The sequence below is a fragment of the Halobellus sp. EA9 genome (assembly GCF_051195055.1).
GTDB lineage: Archaea > Halobacteriota > Halobacteria > Halobacteriales > Haloferacaceae > Haloquadratum > Haloquadratum rubicundus.
This window is the reverse complement of record NZ_JBNTJW010000001.1, coordinates 152,891-169,407: the sequence shown is the minus strand read 5'-3', so window position 1 is coordinate 169,407 and position 16,517 is coordinate 152,891. Positions and strand designations below refer to the sequence as shown.

The 16,517-nt window shown below is 69.8% G+C and carries 17 protein-coding genes; 10 read left to right on the top strand and 7 right to left on the bottom strand.

Annotated features, from left to right (window positions below; genetic code table 11):
- Positions 1-54: 54 nt before the first annotated feature.
- The 4 genes from ACQUQ0_RS00805 to ACQUQ0_RS00790 all read left to right on the top strand — a co-directional run bounded on the left by ACQUQ0_RS00805 (position 55) and on the right by ACQUQ0_RS00790 (position 3,808).
- Positions 55-783 carry a GNAT family N-acetyltransferase gene (locus ACQUQ0_RS00805; RefSeq protein ID WP_435182581.1) on the top strand — a complete coding sequence of 243 codons (729 nt, stop codon included), beginning with the start codon at positions 55-57 and terminating at the stop codon, positions 781-783.
- 26 nt (positions 784-809) lie between these two features.
- Complete coding sequence (gene fen, locus ACQUQ0_RS00800; protein ID WP_435182580.1) at positions 810-1,790, top strand: flap endonuclease-1; 981 nt, start codon at positions 810-812, stop codon at positions 1,788-1,790.
- Positions 1,791-1,887: 97 nt separating this feature from the next.
- Positions 1,888-2,499, top strand: a complete 612-nt coding sequence (locus ACQUQ0_RS00795) for a hypothetical protein (RefSeq protein ID WP_435182579.1) — start codon at positions 1,888-1,890, stop codon at positions 2,497-2,499.
- 31 nt (positions 2,500-2,530) lie between these two features.
- Positions 2,531-3,808 (top strand): AI-2E family transporter, encoded by a 1,278-nt coding sequence (locus ACQUQ0_RS00790; protein ID WP_435182578.1) that lies wholly within the window; start codon positions 2,531-2,533, stop codon positions 3,806-3,808.
- Between the two features lie 145 nt (positions 3,809-3,953).
- Here ACQUQ0_RS00790 and ACQUQ0_RS00785 read toward each other — a convergent pair whose 3' ends face one another.
- Positions 3,954-4,253 carry a helix-turn-helix transcriptional regulator gene (locus ACQUQ0_RS00785; RefSeq protein WP_372388722.1) on the bottom strand — a complete coding sequence of 100 codons (300 nt, stop codon included), beginning with the start codon at positions 4,251-4,253 and terminating at the stop codon, positions 3,954-3,956.
- 515 nt (positions 4,254-4,768) lie between these two features.
- Here ACQUQ0_RS00785 and ACQUQ0_RS00780 point away from each other — a divergent pair.
- Positions 4,769-5,482, top strand: a complete 714-nt coding sequence (locus ACQUQ0_RS00780; RefSeq protein ID WP_435182577.1) for a DUF7117 family protein — start codon at positions 4,769-4,771, stop codon at positions 5,480-5,482.
- Between the two features lie 56 nt (positions 5,483-5,538).
- Entirely contained in the window at positions 5,539-5,775 is a 237-nt protein-coding gene (locus tag ACQUQ0_RS00775) for a DUF7385 family protein (RefSeq protein WP_435182576.1), read from the top strand.
- Positions 5,776-6,045: 270 nt separating this feature from the next.
- Here ACQUQ0_RS00775 and ACQUQ0_RS00770 read toward each other — a convergent pair whose 3' ends face one another.
- Positions 6,046-7,566 (bottom strand): RtcB family protein, encoded by a 1,521-nt coding sequence (locus ACQUQ0_RS00770; RefSeq protein WP_435182575.1) that lies wholly within the window; start codon positions 7,564-7,566, stop codon positions 6,046-6,048.
- 77 nt (positions 7,567-7,643) lie between these two features.
- On the bottom strand, positions 7,644-8,090 hold the full coding sequence (locus tag ACQUQ0_RS00765) for a DUF5799 family protein (RefSeq protein ID WP_435182574.1): 447 nt from the start codon (positions 8,088-8,090) through the stop codon (positions 7,644-7,646).
- Between the two features lie 108 nt (positions 8,091-8,198).
- On the opposite strand from ACQUQ0_RS00765, the gene ACQUQ0_RS00760 reads away from it, so the two are divergent.
- A complete protein-coding gene (locus ACQUQ0_RS00760) occupies positions 8,199-9,482 on the top strand; it encodes an HAD hydrolase family protein (protein WP_435182573.1) in 1,284 nt (427 codons plus the stop codon).
- A 69-nt stretch (positions 9,483-9,551) separates the two neighbouring features.
- Positions 9,552-10,790 carry a mandelate racemase/muconate lactonizing enzyme family protein gene (locus tag ACQUQ0_RS00755; RefSeq protein WP_435182572.1) on the top strand — a complete coding sequence of 413 codons (1,239 nt, stop codon included), beginning with the start codon at positions 9,552-9,554 and terminating at the stop codon, positions 10,788-10,790.
- Positions 10,791-10,845: 55 nt separating this feature from the next.
- Here the strand turns inward: ACQUQ0_RS00755 and ACQUQ0_RS00750 are convergent, their stop codons facing one another.
- Positions 10,846-11,490, bottom strand: a complete 645-nt coding sequence (locus ACQUQ0_RS00750) for a rubrerythrin family protein (RefSeq protein WP_435182571.1) — start codon at positions 11,488-11,490, stop codon at positions 10,846-10,848.
- Between the two features lie 119 nt (positions 11,491-11,609).
- On the opposite strand from ACQUQ0_RS00750, the gene ACQUQ0_RS00745 reads away from it, so the two are divergent.
- Positions 11,610-13,334, top strand: a complete 1,725-nt coding sequence (locus ACQUQ0_RS00745; RefSeq protein ID WP_435182570.1) for a globin-coupled sensor protein — start codon at positions 11,610-11,612, stop codon at positions 13,332-13,334.
- Positions 13,335-13,340: 6 nt separating this feature from the next.
- Here ACQUQ0_RS00745 and ACQUQ0_RS00740 read toward each other — a convergent pair whose 3' ends face one another.
- Positions 13,341-13,679 carry a 2Fe-2S iron-sulfur cluster-binding protein gene (locus ACQUQ0_RS00740; RefSeq protein WP_435182569.1) on the bottom strand — a complete coding sequence of 113 codons (339 nt, stop codon included), beginning with the start codon at positions 13,677-13,679 and terminating at the stop codon, positions 13,341-13,343.
- Positions 13,680-13,794: 115 nt separating this feature from the next.
- Between ACQUQ0_RS00740 and ACQUQ0_RS00735 the strand changes: the two genes are divergently transcribed.
- Entirely contained in the window at positions 13,795-15,471 is a 1,677-nt protein-coding gene (locus ACQUQ0_RS00735) for an NAD-binding protein (protein ID WP_435182568.1), read from the top strand.
- 45 nt (positions 15,472-15,516) lie between these two features.
- Here ACQUQ0_RS00735 and ACQUQ0_RS00730 read toward each other — a convergent pair whose 3' ends face one another.
- A complete protein-coding gene (locus ACQUQ0_RS00730) occupies positions 15,517-16,023 on the bottom strand; it encodes a universal stress protein (protein WP_435182567.1) in 507 nt (168 codons plus the stop codon).
- A 102-nt stretch (positions 16,024-16,125) separates the two neighbouring features.
- On the bottom strand, positions 16,126-16,476 hold the full coding sequence (locus ACQUQ0_RS00725) for a hypothetical protein (protein WP_435182566.1): 351 nt from the start codon (positions 16,474-16,476) through the stop codon (positions 16,126-16,128).
- Between the last annotated feature and the right edge of the window lie 41 nt (positions 16,477-16,517).

The following is a 16,517-nucleotide window of genomic DNA, read 5'->3' as shown; positions in this document are numbered from 1 at the left end:
CCGATCCGCTCGCACACCGCCGGACTCTTGCCGGTCGGCGTCCCACTCCGATCGATGGAATTCGCCGTCCTGGGCTGGCCGCCGGAGGGGCCACAGCTCAGACTCGACTACCGGCGCTTCGCCTACGCCGGGAAGTTCGTGATGTCGAACACCGGGAAGGCGGTCGTCCGGGAGGCCGAGGAGCCGGCGGCTGACGGATCGACCGCCGAAGACTCGACTGCCGGCGACACGGCCACCGACGACGCGGCCGCTGGCGCCGACGCTGACTTCGAGGCGGGAGTCGCGGCCGCGCTGGCGTTCAACGCGGACCGGACCGAGGACGCGACGCTCTGGTACCGGTACGTCACCGTCCGCGACGACGCGAAGGGGAACGGCCTGGGCCCGCGCCTCGCGGCGTTCGTCGCGCCGCGGGCGGCCGACCGCGGGTACGATCGGCTCCGGATCGCCGTCAACAACCCCTTCGCGTACGAGGCGATGTACAAGGCGGGCTTCGCCTGGACCGGCCGCGAGACCGGCGTCGCCGAACTCGTCCTCGAACGGCCCGCCGACCCCGCCGCGGCGGCCGGGCGCGATCGCCCCGGGGACCGATACCGCGCCGGCTTGGACCGCTTCCGCGCCCGCGACCCCGCGGATCCGGAAGCGTCGTTCCTGGCCGCGCGAGAGGGTGCGGATCCTCCCGCGGTCCTCGCCGATCTCGCCGATCCGACGGTGGACGCCGTCGAGCGGCCGTCGACGGAGGCCGACCCCAGCGACCCGCCGGCCGACGTCGATCCGGACGGTTAACTCTCCGCGGCACCGACACCGGGATAATGGGCAACGCAGATCTACGCAGTCTCGCGGTCCTCTCGAAGATCGGGTTCGACGAGGTCGCGGGCAGCGTCGTCGCCGTCGACGCGCACAACTGGCTGTATCGCTACCTCACGACGACGGTCAAGTTCACGCGCGAGGGCGCCTACACGACCGACGCGGGCGAGGAGGTCGCGAACCTCATCGGCCTCGTCCAGGGGCTCCCGAAGTTCTTCGAGCACGACCTCACGCCCGTGTTCGTCTTCGACGGCGGCGTGACCGACCTGAAGGACGAGGAGGTCGCCGAGCGGCGCGAGGCCCGCGAGCGCGCCGAAGAACAGCGGAAGGCGGCCGAGGAACGCGGCGACGACGTGGCCGCCGCCCGGCTGGAAGCCCGCACGCAGCGCCTGACGGACGTGATCCACGAGACGACGCGGGAGCTCCTCGCCTTACTCGACGTGCCGATCGTCGAGGCCCCCGCCGAGGGCGAGGCGCAGGCGTCGTACATGGCCAGGCGCGGCGCCGTCGACTACGTCGGCAGCGAGGACTACGACACGCTGCTGTTCGGCGCGCCCTACACGCTCCGGCAGCTCACCTCGAAGGGCGATCCCGAGCTGATGGACCTCGACGCCACCCTCGCCGCGCACGATCTCACCCGCGAGCAGCTCGTCGACGTCGCGATCCTCTGCGGGACCGACTTCAACGACGGGCTCTCGGGGGTCGGCCCGAAGACGGCGCTGTCGGCCGTCCGCGAGCACGGCGACCTCTGGGCGGTGCTCGACGACCGCGAGGCCTACATCGAGAACGCCGATCGGGTCAGGGAGCTGTTCTTGGACCCGCCGGTGACGGACGACTTCGACTTCGGGACGGACCTCTCGCCGGACGTCGAGGCCGCGCGGGCGTACGTCACAGACGAGTGGGAGGTCGACGCCGACGAGGTCGCCCGCGGCTTAGAGCGGATCGAGTCCTCGCTGGTCCAGACCGGCCTCGACGACTGGACCTGAGTCGCGGATCGGCGCCGGCCCCGGACGCCCGCGGTAACTCAAACGCGCGTTCCACCTATCCCAACGGGTATGGTACGGTCCGCCGTACGCCGAGGTAATGCGTCGCCGCGAGCTGCTCTCGTTCGTCCCCGCCCTCCTCGCTGGCTCCCTCTCCGGCTGTCTCGACGGCGTGGGCGCCGGGACGCCGTCGACCGGAACGACCCCCGAGCCCCTCCCGCCCAGCGGCTACGGCAGCCTCTCCGAGTTCGACGCGGGTGACCCCTTCGAGACCCGGCAGATCGGCGAGCCCTCGCCGGCACACCACCACCGGATCGTGGTCTGGAACGACGACTCCGAGCGGCGGCCGGTCTCGCTCCGCCTCCGCGACGTCTCGACCGACGACGTCGTGTTCGCGTTCGAACCGACGTTCCCGGCGTACGGGACGCTCCTCGTCGAGGTGTTCCGCCGGGCCGACTACGTGCTGGCGGTCGACCCCCCCGCCGCCGACGGCCGCCTCCTGGGCATCCGCCGGGACTTCGTCGACTGCAACGACTCGGCGACCCACGTCGCGGTCCGCCCCGACAGCAGCGTCCGGGCGCGGGTCGTCTCCACCGCCGTCGCCTGCGACGTCGGCACCGCGACCGTCGAGGGGAGCGATTCGGGGTCCCGGACCGGATCGACGTCGGCGCCGGCGGAGCCGTCGGGGACGCCGACCCCGACCCCGCGGTAGACTTTTGGTCCGTCGCGGTCCCTGATTCGGTATGTCCGTTCCCGAGTTGGACCGCTCGCGGCTCTCCTGGTGGCTGGGCGGGGCCGCGCTCGGGGTGGGGCTCGCGTACGTGATCTACTCGTTTATCGGCACGTTCGTCTTCGGCATCTTCCTCTACTACTCGACCCGGCCGATCTACCGGCGGATCAAAAAGCGCGTCCGACCGCCGAGCCTCGCGGCCGCCGTCGCCCTGTTCGTCCTGGCGCTGCCGGCGCTCGTCCTCATCGCGTACACGGGCGCGATCGCCGTCAGCGAGCTGACTCGGCTCACGAACCAGGGCGTCTTCGACCTCTCGCAGTACCCGATCACCGAGGCGCAGTTGGCCCGGCTGACCGACGTGGAGCGGCTGCTGGCGTTCGACCCCGAGACGATCACCACCGACCAGATCCGGCGGCTCTTCGCTTCGATCGGCTCGGCCGGCAACGTCCTGGCGTTCGTCGGCTTCGGCCTCGTTCACCTCTTTGCGATGATCGCGCTGGCGTTCTACCTGCTCCGGGACGACCGGAAGCTCACCGCCTGGATCAGGAGACAGGTCGGCGATGACCGGGGCGTGATGGAGGCGTTCCTGGCCGGCGTCGACCGCGACTTCACCCACATCTTCTTCGGCAACATCCTGAACGCGGTCCTCACGGGGACGATCGGCGTCGTCGCGTACGCGCTGTTGAACGTGATCTCGCCGCCCGGCGTCTCCATCCCGGCGCCGGAGCTCGTCGGACTCCTGACCGGCGTCGCGAGCCTGGTCCCCGTCGTCGGGATGAAGCTCGTCTACGTCCCCGTCGCGGCGTATCTCGGCGTCACGTCGTACCTGTTCGATCCGGCGACGCTGTGGTTCACAGCCGTCTTCGTCGCCGTCTCGTTCGTCGTGGTGGACACGATTCCGGACCTCGTGCTCAGGCCGTACGTGTCGGGGCGGAACCTCCACGTCGGCGCGGTGATGATCGCCTACACGCTGGGCCCGCTGCTCTTCGGCTGGTACGGGATCTTCCTCGGGCCGATCCTGCTCGTCCTCGTCGTGAACTTCGCGCGGCACGTCCTTCCCGTGCTCATCAAGAGGCAACCGCTCGCGCCCTACGCCGTCGATCCGGCCGTGATGCAACCGGACGAGCCGACGACCGGAGCGATCCACGACCGAGCCGTCGCCGCCGACGGGGCGCCCGCCGCTTCCGCCGACGACGTCGGTGGCGAGTCCGACCGGGACGGTTCGGACGGCGAGAGCGGATTCACCTTCGGCGCTCGGATCGTCGGCGACGACGACGCGTCCACGGAGTGACGTCCAGTGCCGTCGCTGATCGCGGGAACGAACGCAGGAACTGATGGCGATGGACCGATCGGTCTCGTAGTGATTACTCTCACTGTTTACCGCCGAACGTCACCCACTGACGGCGTTCGGTGCTAAGAGACGAGAGTGATCGCTATCAGTCGTCGTCGATGCCTTCGAAAGAGACGTTGATGTAGGTGCTCTCCCAGTCCTTCCGCGCCGCGATCTCGCGGCGGCCGCGACGGGTGAGCGTGTAGTAGTTCGTCCGGCGGTCGCGCTGTCCCTTGTCGACGAGGCCCTTCTCGACGAGCGTATCGAGGTTGGGATACAGCCGGCCGTGGTGGATCTCCTTTTCGTAGTACTCTTCGAGTTCTTCCTTGATCGCGAGTCCGTGCGGTTCGTCGAGCCCCGCGATGACGTACAGCAGGTCACGCTGGAATCCTGTCAGGTCATACATCCGTGGAATCTATTCGGATGTTAGTGTTCTCCAAAATAAACATATCGGCCTGAATCGACCCCGACGATACCCGAAATGGATGGTAGCCGCCGATCTGGCAGATGAGTGACCGCGAACATATATTTCAGTTTACTATTTCCGAGTCAAAAGACGAATATGTCAACGTAATTTGTATTCCGGACTGTGGTCGCTTCTGTTGCCACTCCGTGATCGAGCCAGTAGTCGACGATTGAGATTCGCAACGACGGAGACGGCTCCCGCTCGTCGATTACTTCGCGAAAAGGAAGCAAGCCGCGTGAAAAACACGCGGAAGCTTGCCGCCCTGAATTGGTCCCCGCTGACGCTTCGGCCCTCCAAAGCGAAGCGTCACCCGATGGTTGCCGATTGCTCCACATAAATATGTCGACTACGGCGAAGCGTGAGCCGTCCGCCCATTCGCCGGCGGTCGAAACGGGACGTTCGCCCGTCAACGGCGTCGCGACGCGCTTTTGGGCGTCGGCCGCGACGTTTCGGGTATGCGCATCCGTGGCCGGCGCCGCTGTACGGACTGTGGCCGGGAGTGGTCGTACTTCGAGACGGGCCGAGTGGCGTGCCCGGACTGCGGGAGCCTCCGGAGCGTCGGGACCGGCGACCGCGAGCGCCACACCGACAGCCCGGCGGAACTGGACCTCTCCGAACACCGGAACGCGCTCGATTCGGCCACCGGGATCGGCGACGTCGCCGACGGGCTGAAGTCGACCCTCCGGGACTACGTCCGCAAGCGGGGCTTCGTGCGCGGCGTCGACCTCCGGACGGTCGACGACACGGTGCTCGCGGCCGCGGAACTACTGCACGCGGTCGACGTGTACGAGCGGACGCGGGACCCGACCGACGAGATGCGGCTCTACGTCCTCTCGCTCCTGCGCGGGGCCGACGGCGGCGACCGCCCGGCGCCGGAGGAGGTCCCCTCGGAGATGACCGACGCTCGCGGGCTGGCGTACGCCGAGGTGCTCGACGGCTTCTGCTCGGACCTCGGCGTGTGGCTGGAGGACCACCCCGATCCGAGCGCTCGGACGGTTCGCGAGACGCTCGAAACTCACATCGCGCGAGTGGACGCCCTCTACGGCGACGTTCCGGCCGCGGAGTCGGAGTCGCTCGTCCGCGCCGCGCGCGAGCTCGCGACGTACCTCAGAGACGACGACGAGGTGGCGCTGGCGACCGCGCGCGACCGCCTCTCGCGGCTGGAGTGACCGCGCTCGGCCCGCCGACGGAACGGCTTTGTCGCCGGCGGGCCGACCGCCCCGTGATGGCCGACCGCTTCGACCAACACGCCGTCCGGCACCGGATGAAGCTCCTCAGCGACGACGGCGACACCACGCTCTACGAGAACCGCGAGAAAGTCGACTGCCCGGCCTGCGGCGAGCCGTTCTCCCGGCTGCTCCTCACCGAGCGCCGGGCGCACTCCTTCGACGTCGACGGCGCCGGGCGGCTCTGTGTCGTCCACGAGGACGAGCGGTTGGTCGTCTGTCTCCATCGCCCGTAGTCCGCGCGTCCGCCCGCTCTCGCCGCCTGGCGACCGGGGAGGTTTATATACGAAGGCGAGGCCACGCCCGCCGTGCGGTGAGTACGGTCCGCGGGGGTCAGGGCGGGTGCGCGGCGCGCCCTCGCGGGTATCGGAGCGGTTGCAAGCGTTCGCTCACCCGATCGCACGAGGGCGTGCGGGCGGACGAGCGATAGATTGCGGCCGCTCCTGTGGCAACCGAGCACGCGCCGCCTGTTCGCCCCACGCGGTGGATCGAGCCGGGAGCGAACGCTATCCCTTGATGTTGCAGACGGGGTACGTGCGCGCCACCTTGTCGCCGATGCCGAGTTCGTCCGAGACGCGGACCACCTCGTCGACGTCCTTGTAGACGCCGGGGGCCTCCTCGGCGACGGTCGCGCCCGACTGGGCCTTCACGTAGATCTTCTCCTGGTCGCGGAGCTCGTCCTGGACGGTCTCGCCCCAGAACTCGTTTTTCGCCTGCGTGCGGCTCATCGTCCGCCCGGCGCCGTGGGCCGTCGAGCCGAAGGACAGTTCGAGCGAGCGCTCGCCGCCGCGCAGGACGTACGAGCCCGCGCCCATACTGCCCGGGATGATGATCGGCTGGCCGACGTCCCGGTACGCCTTCGGGACCTCCGGCCGCCCGGCCGGGAACGCGCGCGTCGCGCCCTTGCGGTGGACGTAGAGCTCCCGCTCTGCCGTATCGACGGCGTCGCCGACGGCCGTCGGCTGGCCGCGTTCGTCGACGGGGACCTCGTGGACCTCCCGCTTGCCGATGTTGTGGGCGACGTCGTAGAGGAGTTCCATCTCCATCGCCTCCCAGTCGCGGTCGAAGACGCGCTCGAACACCCGGCGCGTCCGGTGCATGATCAGCTGGCGGTTCACCCACGCGAAGTTGATCGCCGCGCACATCGCGCCGTAGTACTCCTCGGCCAGCGCGGAGCCGGCCGGGGCGGCCGCCAGTTCCCTGTCCGGCAGCGACTCCAGGAGGTCGCCGTGGGTCTCTTCGATCCGCCGGAGGTAGTCCGAGCAGATCTGGTGGCCCAGCCCGCGGGACCCGCAGTGGATGAGGACGACGATCTGGTCCGGTTCGAGTCCGAACGCCTCGGCGACGTCCGGCCGGTAGACGTCGGTAACGCGCTGCACTTCGAGGAAGTGGTTCCCGGAGCCGAGGCTCCCGATCTGATTTTTGCCCCGGTCTTTGGCCTTCTGGGAGACGGCCTCGGGGTCGGCGTCGTGGCGCATCCCCTCGTCCTCGCAGTGTGCGAGATCGTCCGGGACGGCGTAGCCGTGTTCGAGCGCCCAGTCGACGCCGCGGGCGAGGATGGCCTCGATCGTCTCGCGGTCGCCCTCGACGATCCCGCCGCCGCCGAGCCCCGAGGGCACGTTCGCGAACAGCGACTCGACGAGCTCTTCCTCCCGGCCCTCGACGTCGTCGTAGGTGAGGTTCGTCCGCATCATCCGGACGCCGCAGTTGATGTCGTAGCCGATCCCGCCTGGCGAGATGCAGCCGGTCTCGGCGTCGGTCGCGGCGACGCCGCCGACGGGGAAGCCGTACCCCTGGTGGCCGTCCGGCATACAGATCGCCCGGCCGACGACTCCCGGGAGGTGCGTCGCGTTCCGGAGCTGCTGGAGGGTCTTGTCGTCGGCGATCTGTTCGAGCAGTTGCTCGCTCGCGAACACCCGCGCGGGGGCGTTCATTCCCCCCTCGCGTGGGATCTCCCAGACGTTCTCGCGGACGCGTTCGAGCCGGACGTCGCCGAGGGTACGAACGTCGTCGCCGTCGTGAGTCATACGCGTGAGAAAGACAGCCCGGGAGGAAAGCGTTCTCCTCGACGATCGCCCCGTCTGGCGCCGACAGCGCTACGGGATTACTCCTGGTAGGCGATCCGGACCTGCTCCCACTTGTTCTTCGATTCGAGGTGGTCCTGGAGCGCGTCCGCGTAGGCCTGGGTGAGCCGCTCGGCGGCGTCCAGCCGCTCCTGGTCGTTGCCGCCCGTCCCGTTCCCGAGGCCGAGCGCGCCCTTCAGCGAGTCGACGATGCCGCCGCCGGAGTCCGAGTCCTCGCCGGGCGCGCCGCCCATCTGCGCCATCTGGGAGCGGACGTTGTCGAGCTCGGGCATGATCTGCGGGAGCTTCTCCGTGTCGGCGACGATCCGCGCGCGCTCGGGGTCGCCGGCGTGTTCGATCTCCAGTTCCGTCGCCGTCATGATGAGTCCCCACTCCTGACTCGTGAACCGCGAGTTCTCCACGCGGTCGTTGAACTCCCGGTCGACAGTCATCCGGTCTCCGACGATGCTGTCGGTCCAGTCTGCCATACCCCGCTGTAGGACACACCCGGGTTTGAGCGTTTCCCTGGCCGCGCGGCCGACCCGACCCGGACTCAAGGGAGGTGCGTTTTTACCGACGGCCGACGGCGTTGTGGTATGGACCGGTACGACCTCCTGTATCGCCTCTACGAGGACTACGAGACCGACACGCTCTACGATCTCCAGAACTTCGTCGACCTCTTTCCGCCCGTCGACTCCCGCGTCGCGCTCGGGTACTGGCAGGACGCCAGCGACGACCTCACAGAGCGGAAAGCCGACGTCTCGGAGGCCTTCGCCGCCGGCGAGACGATGGCCGAGATCGCCGCGCACGCGACCCGCGAGCAGACCTTCACCGCGCTCGACCTCCACGCGGAGTACGGCCGCGCGGTGAACGCGCTCGTGCTCGACGTCGACGAGACGCTCCGCTCCGCCGGCCGGACGGACAACGAGATCCCGCGCGAGACGCTGCACCTCCTCACCGAACTCCACGAGTCCGGCGTCCCGATCGTGATCTGCACCGGCCAGACCCTCGAGAACGTGAAGGGGTTTATGATCCAGGGGCTCGGCACCGAACTCGTCCACTCGGGGTCGTTCAGCATCGTCTACGAGGCCGGGACCGGGGTGTTCACGCCCGGCCACGGCTCCGACACGAAGCGGCTCCTCTACGAGTCGCTCGACGACGAGATCCGGGACGTCTTCGCCCGCGTCCGCTCGCGCGTCCTCACGGGGGCGGACGCCGAACTCCGCCGCTCGGCTCACCTCCAGGGCAACGAGTTCAACGTGACGCTCAAGCCGAACTTCGATGTCGGCAGCGACGCCGCCGCCGAGGTCATCGACGCGGGGCTCGTCCACCTCGTCGACCTCCTCGGGGGCGCCGTCGTCGAGAGCGTCGAGGGCGTCGGCGACGTCGGGATCGAGACGCGCGACGGCGACCGCGAGGGTCCGGCCGACTCCGCCGACTGGGCCCGGGCGTACTACGCCGACGCCGACCCGGAGATCGACGCGGTGCTCGCACGCGAAGACGCCGCGCCGACCTGTGGGGTCGAGGCGATCCCCGAGGCCGTGCGCGAGCGCTTCGATCGGATCGACGTGGCGTACTACCACGCCGACGCCGCCGAGATCGGCTCGCTCGACCTCGACAAGCCCACCGGCGTCCGGGAGGCGCTCGACGTCCTGAGCATCGACGACCCGTTCGTGCTGGTCATGGGCGACAGCAAGTCCGACCTGCGCGTGATGGAGTGGGCCGACGAGGCCGACGCCGGCATCGCCGCCGCGCCCGAACACGCCTCGGCGTCGGTGCTCAACCACGTCCGCGCCACCGACGACCTGGTGTACGGCCCCGGCGACGCGGGCTCTGTGCTCCGCATCGTCTCCGTGCTGAACCGCCTGGCCGAGTGGTAAGCGCCGACGGAATCGGGGGTCGACCGCGGTTCTCCAAAGATTTACCTCCTATCGAGTAAATCACCCGGTATGGGAATCGACTACGCCGACTTACACGATCCGAACGCGGAGTACACGATGCGAGAGCTCTCCGCGGAGACGATGGGCGCGACGGCCGAGCGGGGCGGCGGTCGGGACGTCGAGATCACGGACGTCCAGACCACGATGATCGACGGCAACTTCCCGTGGACCCTGGTGCGCGTCTACACCGACGCGGGCGTCGTCGGCACCGGCGAGGCCTACTGGGGCGCAGGCGTCCCCGAGCTCGTCGAGCGGATGAAGCCGATGATCGTCGGGGAGAACCCCCTCGACGTCGACCGGCTGTACGAGCACCTGATCCAGAAGATGTCCGGCGAGGGAAGCGTCGAGGGCGTCACCGTGACGGCGATCTCGGGCATCGAGGTCGCGCTCCACGACCTCGCGGGGAAGATCCTCGACCTCCCGGCCTACCAGCTGCTGGGCGGGAAGTACCGCGACGAGGTGCGGGTCTACTGCGACTGCCACACCGAAGAGGAGGCCGACCCCGAGGCCTGCGCCGACGAGGCCGAGCGCGTCGTCGAGGAACTGGGCTACGACGCCCTGAAGTTCGACCTCGACGTGCCCTCCGGCCTGGAGAAGGACCGGGCAAACCGCCACCTCCGCCCCGGCGAGATCCGCCACAAGGCCGAGATCGTAGAGCGGGTCACAGAGCGCGTGAAGGACCGCGCGGACGTCGCCTTCGACTGCCACTGGACCTTCTCGGGCGGGTCGGCCAAGCGCCTCGCCGCCGAGATCGAGGAGTACGACGTCTGGTGGCTCGAAGACCCCGTGCCGCCGGAGAACCTCGACGTCCAGGAGGAGGTCACGAAGTCGACGACGACGCCGATCGCCGTCGGCGAGAACCGGTACCGAGTCACAGAGGAGCGCCGCCTCGTCGAGAATCAGGCGGTCGACATCGTCGCGCCGGACCTCCCGAAGGTCGGCGGGATGCGCGAGACGCGGAAGATCGCCGACGTCGCCAATCAGTACTACGTCCCCGTCGCGATGCACAACGTCGCCTCGCCCGTCGCGACGATGGCCGCCGTCCACGTCGGCGCCGCGATCCCGAACGCGCTGGCGGTCGAGTACCACTCCTACGAACTGGGGTGGTGGGAGGACCTCGTCGAGGAGGACGTCATCGAGGACGGCTCGATCGCCGTCCCCGAAGAGCCCGGCCTCGGCGTGACGCTCGATATGGACGCCGTCGGGGCGCATATGGTCGACGGTGAGGAGCTGTTCGACGAAGCGTAGCTTCGTCGTGCTCGTCGGACGGAGTCCGGCGGCGTCCGACGAAGCCTAAAGCCAGTCACTCCTCGACGTCGGGATCGATCCCCAGCGACCGCAGCGCGTCGGCGGTGTCGTCGCCGGCGACCCGGATCGTGTACCCCGCGACCATCCGCGCGGCCTCCCAGTCCTCGTCGCCCGCGCACCGCTCGTCCAAGAGCGCCAGCCCCTCGTCCAGCACCGCGGCCGTCTCCGCGCGGAGGTCCCGGAAGAGGTCCGCACGGCGGGCCGCGACGTCGCAGTCGCGGTTTTCGAAGAACGCGATCAGCCGCCCGTGCGTCCGGAGCGTGACGAGCGGGCGGCCGACCATCCCGCCCGCGATCCGCTGGACCGTGGCGTCGCGGCCGCGGAAGTACGCGTGCATCGGTCCGGCTCCGCCGTCGTCGGGCGTCCAGCCGTCGAGTTCGGCGGCGACCCGCTCGCGGTGGTCGTGCTCCTGGTCGACCACGGACTCGAAGGCGGCGCGCGCCGCGGCGTCCGACTCGTCGGCGACCCACGCCCGAAAGGTCTCGCGGGCGGCGTGTTCGCTCTCGGCGGCGGCGTCCAAGAGCGGTTCCGGCGCGGGGTCGCCGCCGGCCGCGGCACGGAGAAACCGCGGCGATCCGAGGAGCGACAGCGACGCCGACTCGTCGGCTTCGAGCCGGGTGCGGAGCGTCTCGCCGTCCATACCCGAGTTTCCAGCCGAATTTACGTAACCGTTGCCGTCCGCGGTTCGCGGGCCGTCCGGTATCAGCGCTGATAGCGGGGAGATAACAGTCTTATGGCCGACACGCCCCCGTTCTGGTAATGAGCGGAGACAGCGTCGCTGTGACCGACGAGAACAGATCTCTCGTCGACGGTCGCAGGCTACTCGAGGATCTGGACATCGACCGCGAGGAGATGGAGTGGCGGAAGTCGTTCGTCCGCCTGGACGAGGCGGACAGAGAGCGGATGCGGGAATTGGAGCCGACGTTCGACGCCGTCGCCGACGACATCGTCGAGGACTTCTACGACCACCTGACGGGCGATCCCGCCTCGAACGAGATCTTCGGTCGCTCCTCCAAGGGGATGCAGCGGCTGAAGGCGGACCAGGCGGCCTACCTGCGATCGCTCGCCGACGGCGAGTACGGCGAGGACTACTTCGCCCGCCGCGCGCGGGTCGGAAAGCTCCACGAGATGCTCGATCTCGGGCCGAAGTTCTACCTTGGCGCGTACAGCATCTACTACGACGGACTGCTCGATGCGATCGGCGAGGAGGTGAAATCCGAGTTCGCCGGCGCGGCGCGCGACGCCGACGGGCGCGGGTCCGGGGGAGACACCGACGGCCGATCGGGCGGCGGCTTCCTCTCGCGCGTCGTCGGTGGCGAGTCGCCGTCCCGGCTCGAAGAGGGCGACACCTCGCCCACGCGGGGGCGGGCGGACGATCCCGTGGCCGCCGCCGTCGACGCCGTCGTCGAGCGGGCCTCGTCGCTGCTGAAAGTGCTCGCGCTGGACCAGCAGGTCGCGATGGACACCTACATCCACGCGTACAGCGAGGAGGCGCGCAAGCAGGCCGAAGACCGCGAGCAGCTGGCCCGCGAGGTCGAAGAGGACCTCAGAGAGCCGATTGAGGACGTCTCGGAGGCCTCCTCTGTCGTCGCCGAAGAATCCGCCGCGATCCGCGAGATCGCCGACGAGCAGGCCGAAGATATGGAGGAGGTGAGCGCCGAGGTCTCACAGATGAGCGCGACCGTCGAGGAGATAGCGGCCACCGCCGAGGACGTCGAGGAGACGAGCACCGAGGCGGCCTCCCGCGCGCGGACCGGCGAGGAGGCCGCCGACGAGGCCATCGAGGTGATGGAGGAGGTCGCGGACGCGGCCGCGGCGGCCTCCGAGGACCTCGAACGGCTCCAGTCGCAGATCGACGAGGTGGACGAGGTGCTCGACGCGATCGACGACATCGCCGAGCAGACGAATCTGCTGGCGCTGAACGCCTCGATCGAGGCCGCCCGCGCGGGCGAGGCGGGCGAGGGCTTCGCCGTCGTCGCCAACGAGGTGAAACAGCTCGCCGAGGAGTCGCGACAGCGCGCCAGCGAGGTCGAAGAGACCGTCGGCAAGGTCCAGGCCGACGCCGACGAGACGATCGAGAGCCTCGCGGAGACGACAGAGAAGCTCCACGAGGGGATCGACCGCGGCGAGGACGCGATGGACAGCCTCGGCGGGATCGTCGAGGCCGTCGAGCGGACCTCCGAGGGGATCGCGGAGGTCGCGGTCGCGACCGACGAACAGGCGGTCAGCGCAGAGCAGGTGACCGCGCTCGTCGAGGGCGCCCGCGAGCGGGCCGAGGACGTCGCCGGGCGCGTCGACGAGGTCGCCGATGCGAGCCGAGAGCAGACGGAGCGAATGGAGGAGATCCAGTCGGCGGCGAACCGCCTCGTCGTGGACGAGGACGGACCGGCGGGCTCGGCCCCGGCCGGCCCCCGAGGCGGGGGCGTCGGCGGCGCCGACGACCTCGCTGTCGGGACCGACGGCGGGACCGATCGGCGGGAGTAATCGCTATCAGTCGTCGCCGGCGGCCGCCCCGGACTCGCCGCCCACGTCGGCGGCGTCCGCTTCGATGCTCGGCGGGTAGACGCCGCGTTCGAGCTTCAGGTCGCTCTGGGGGCGGGCCATACACGTCAGCGCGTAGCCCTCGCGCTCCTCGTCTGTGAGTCCGCGCGCCGCAGGCTGGGCGACCTCGCCCTCGATGATCTCCGCCGAACAGGCGAGACACATCCCGACGCGGCAGGAGTACTCCTGGGCGATGCCCGCCTCGATGCAGGCCTTCAGGATCGTCTGCTTGTCGGAGATCTCCAGCGTCTCGCCGGTGCCGACGAACTCGACGGTGTACTCGGTCATACCTCGCCGTTCGACGGACCGCTCCAAAACTCTTTGCGAAGCGACCGTGGGGGCACTCCGGCCCGTCCGGCGGTAGACGTTTTAGGGCCCGCCCGAGAGACCCACGCAGGTCACGATGGCGTCGCTACCCAGCCTCCCCGGAGTCGAACTCTCCCGCCGCAACCGACTCATCGCGTACTACCTCCTCGGTCTCGTCGCGCTCGTGGTCGTGTTCACCGGCGTGTACAACCTCGCGCTGCTGCGGCTCGAAGGCGTCGAGCAGTCGGTCTTCGCCTCGTTCGAGTTCGTCGTCCAGACGATGACGACGACGGGCTACGGCCAGGACTCGGGGCTGTGGAGCCACCCGTTGATGTTCCTGCTCGTCGCCGGGATGCAGCTGTCGGGGATCGGTATCGGCTTTTTCACGCTCCGGCTCGTGATCATCCCGCTGTTCAACGACGCCGAGGTCGACCTCGACGACCGCCTCACGCGGAAGCGGGACCACGTGATCATCTGCGAGTACCGGCGCGACTCGGCGGTGCTGCTCGACGAACTGTCCGAGCTCGGCGTCGACTACGTCCTGATCTCCTCCGACGAGGAGCGCGCGCGGGACCTCTCTGATGCGGGCTACTCCGTCATCCACGGCTCGCCGCAGGACAACGCGGCCTTCAAGCGGGCCAGCATCGGCGCCGCGAGCGCGGTCATCACGGACGCCGGCGAGGCGAACGTCGGCACGATCCTGACAGTGACGTCGCTCCGCTCGGACGTCGACATCATCGCGCTCACCGACGACAGCGATATGCGGGACGTCCTCGTCGACGCGGGGGCCGACACCGTGCTCTCGCCGCACGGCGTCCTCGGGCACCGGCTCGCGGAGAAGGCGGTCTCATCGCTCGGGACGGACCTCTCGGACACGGTCGATCTCGGCGGCGACCTCGAGATCTCCGAGGTGCCGGTGGGCCACGGGAGCCGGCTGATCGGCACGCGACTGCGGAACTCCGGGATCAGAGAGGAGACGGGCGCGACCGTCCTCGCCGCCTGGATCGACGGCGAGCTCCAACTGCCGCCGGACCCCGACGCGGTCATCCGCCCGAACACGGTCCTGCTCGTCTCGGGCGGGCACGAGGAGCTGACCGCGTTGAGCGAGTTCACCCGGCGGGTGCGGTCGTTCGGCCGCCACGAGCGGATCCTCGTCGCCGGCTTCGGCGAGGTCGGCCAGGCGGCGCGGTCGCGCGTCCGTGAGGCGGGCATCGAGACCGTGACGATCGACCGCGAGACGGGCGCGGGCGTCGACGTCGTCGGCGACGCCACCGCGAAGGCGACGCTCCGCGAGGCGGGCATCGAGTCGGCCGACGCGATCATCGTCGGCCTCCCGGACGACGCCGCGGCGCTGCTGACGACGGTGGTCGCGCGGTCGCTCAACCCCGACGTCGAGATCCTCGTGCGGATGACGGACACCGACGCGATCCGGAAGGCGCTGAACGGCGGCGCCGACTACGTGCTCTCGGTCCCGCGGGTGAGCGCCCGGATGGTCGCCCGGGAGCTGGGCGGCGAGGACGTGCTCGCGCCCGCCAGCCAGATCCGGCTCGTCCGCGTGTCCGCGGCGCCGTTCGCCGGGCAGACGCTCGCCGGGTCCGGGATCTACGAGCGGACGGGCTGTCGGGTCGTCGCCGTCGAAGACGAGTCGGGCCTTTCGAGCACGGTCGATCCGAACCGGACCTTCTCGGGCGAAGAGCGGCTCGTCATCGTCGGCTCGGACGAGTCGATCCGGCAGTTCCACGGGCGGTTCGACGTGCCGACGGCGGAGTCGTGACCGGAGCGGGAGTCGGATTTCAGCGGGCGGAGCGGGAGTCGGATTTCAGCGGGTGGTGCGATTGGTCGCGGTCGTCCCGCCGTCGGTCTCCGCGTCCGGTTCGGCTTCGGCTTCGGTTTCGGCGTCCTCCGGAGCCCGCACGGTCATCACCGGCACGTCCGACGAGCGGACGACCTTCTCGGCGACGCTGCCGAGGAGGAACCGCCCGACGCCGGTCCGGCCGTGGGTCCCCATCACGATCAGGTCGACCTCGTGGTCCGACGCGTGGTCGATGATCTCGCGGTGGGCGATCCCGTTCGCGACCGCGGTCTCGGCGTCCACGCCGGCCTCGGCGGCCCTTTCGGCGACGGCGTCGACCGCCTCCTGACCCTCCTCGCCGAGCGCCTCCGCGACGATCTCCGATCCCATCTCGAGCGAGGCGTACGCGCCCGTATCGACGACGTACAGGGCGTACAGGGTCGCGTCGTACTGCGTCGCGAGTTCGATGGCGTGGTCGACGGCGCCCGCGGTGGCGACGCTCCCGTCGGTCGGCACGAGGATTCGGTCGTACATCGTTCTACGTGAACGTACGGCACCCGGGGTTTAGAAGCTACCCCGGCGGTCGGCCGCTCGGCCGTCACTCGCTGGGGGACTCATTCGTCGTCGCCCGAGGACTCACTCGTCGTCGGACTCCGGCACCGCGGGCTCGTAGGCGCCGGGTGCGTCCGCGGGCGTCACCGCTTCGGGGTCGTCGCCGCGGAACCGCAGGATCGCCGCCTCGCAGGCCTGGAGCCCGTCGACGCGCTCGGCGTCGGCGTCGAGGCCGACGGTCTCGACGACCGTCCAGCCGTCCGCCTCGTCGTCGAGCGCGAGCCCCTTCACCCACGACTCGGTGGCGACGAGGACGCCCGTGACGCGGCCCTCGTCCTCGGTCGGGACGGCCAGGTCCAGCGCGTCGGCCGAATTGAGCCGGAGCAGTTCCTCGGGATCGAGCGGGCGGGGCGGCAGCGACTCGACGACGGACATACCGTCGCTGGGGCGAGCGGGCGCTTGGGCGTTGCGGATCG

Bases quoted from the DNA above. Each gene is read 5' to 3' on its own strand.
- ACQUQ0_RS00805 (WP_435182581.1), top strand. From the start codon at position 55: ATGGAATTCGCCGTCCTGGGCTGGCCGCCGGAGGGGCCACAGCTCAGA.
- fen (WP_435182580.1), top strand. From the start codon at position 810: ATGGGCAACGCAGATCTACGCAGTCTCGCGGTCCTCTCGAAGATCGGG.
- ACQUQ0_RS00795 (WP_435182579.1), top strand. From the start codon at position 1,888: ATGCGTCGCCGCGAGCTGCTCTCGTTCGTCCCCGCCCTCCTCGCTGGC.
- ACQUQ0_RS00790 (WP_435182578.1), top strand. From the start codon at position 2,531: ATGTCCGTTCCCGAGTTGGACCGCTCGCGGCTCTCCTGGTGGCTGGGC.
- ACQUQ0_RS00785 (WP_372388722.1), bottom strand. From the start codon at position 4,253: ATGTATGACCTGACAGGATTCCAGCGTGACCTGCTGTACGTCATCGCG.
- ACQUQ0_RS00780 (WP_435182577.1), top strand. From the start codon at position 4,769: ATGCGCATCCGTGGCCGGCGCCGCTGTACGGACTGTGGCCGGGAGTGG.
- ACQUQ0_RS00775 (WP_435182576.1), top strand. From the start codon at position 5,539: ATGGCCGACCGCTTCGACCAACACGCCGTCCGGCACCGGATGAAGCTC.
- ACQUQ0_RS00770 (WP_435182575.1), bottom strand. From the start codon at position 7,566: ATGACTCACGACGGCGACGACGTTCGTACCCTCGGCGACGTCCGGCTC.
- ACQUQ0_RS00765 (WP_435182574.1), bottom strand. From the start codon at position 8,090: ATGGCAGACTGGACCGACAGCATCGTCGGAGACCGGATGACTGTCGAC.
- ACQUQ0_RS00760 (WP_435182573.1), top strand. From the start codon at position 8,199: ATGGACCGGTACGACCTCCTGTATCGCCTCTACGAGGACTACGAGACC.
- ACQUQ0_RS00755 (WP_435182572.1), top strand. From the start codon at position 9,552: ATGGGAATCGACTACGCCGACTTACACGATCCGAACGCGGAGTACACG.
- ACQUQ0_RS00750 (WP_435182571.1), bottom strand. From the start codon at position 11,490: ATGGACGGCGAGACGCTCCGCACCCGGCTCGAAGCCGACGAGTCGGCG.
- ACQUQ0_RS00745 (WP_435182570.1), top strand. From the start codon at position 11,610: ATGAGCGGAGACAGCGTCGCTGTGACCGACGAGAACAGATCTCTCGTC.
- ACQUQ0_RS00740 (WP_435182569.1), bottom strand. From the start codon at position 13,679: ATGACCGAGTACACCGTCGAGTTCGTCGGCACCGGCGAGACGCTGGAG.
- ACQUQ0_RS00735 (WP_435182568.1), top strand. From the start codon at position 13,795: ATGGCGTCGCTACCCAGCCTCCCCGGAGTCGAACTCTCCCGCCGCAAC.
- ACQUQ0_RS00730 (WP_435182567.1), bottom strand. From the start codon at position 16,023: ATGTACGACCGAATCCTCGTGCCGACCGACGGGAGCGTCGCCACCGCG.
- ACQUQ0_RS00725 (WP_435182566.1), bottom strand. From the start codon at position 16,476: ATGTCCGTCGTCGAGTCGCTGCCGCCCCGCCCGCTCGATCCCGAGGAA.